Origin of the sequence: Micromonospora sp. D75 (assembly GCF_018070405.1) — a bacterium.
GTDB lineage: Bacteria > Actinomycetota > Actinomycetes > Mycobacteriales > Micromonosporaceae > Micromonospora > Micromonospora chalcea.
Genome location: NZ_JAGPXV010001167.1, coordinates 1 through 522 on the forward strand (window position 1 = coordinate 1; position 522 = coordinate 522).

Consider the following 522-nt stretch of genomic DNA (forward strand, 5'->3'; position numbering starts at 1 on the left):
CCCCGCTGGCTGTCCCGCTTCGGCGACGTGACCCGCCTGGCCGAGCACTACCGGGTCGGGCGGGTGTTCCTGGCCGGCGACGCCGCGCACGTCCACCCGCCGCTGGGCGGGCAGGGGCTCAACCTCGGCATCCAGGACGCGTTCAACCTGGGCTGGAAGCTGGCGGCGGAGGTGAACGGGTGGGCGCCGGACGACCTGCTCGACACCTACGAGTCCGAGCGGCGCCCGGTGGCCGCCGACGTGCTGACGAACACGCGCGCGCAGATGCTGCTGACCACGAACGAGCCCGGACCGCAGGCGGTACGGCAGGTGCTGACGCAGCTCATGGACTTCGACGAGGTCAACCGCTACCTGATCGAGAAGGTCACCGCGATCAGCGTCAGGTACGACGTCGGCGAGGGTCATCCTCTGCTCGGGCGGCGGCTGCGCGACGTACCGCTGCCGCAGGGACGCCTGTACGAGCTGATGCGTACCGGCGGCGGGTTGTTGCTGGACGGGACCGGGAGGCTGTCGGTGGACGGC

General features: G+C 71.5%; 1 protein-coding gene. It reads left to right on the forward strand.

Annotated features, from left to right (window positions below):
* Window positions 1-522, forward strand: a 522-nt coding sequence (locus KBX39_RS32665) for an FAD-dependent monooxygenase (protein WP_210874284.1), incomplete at both ends; no start/stop codon positions are given.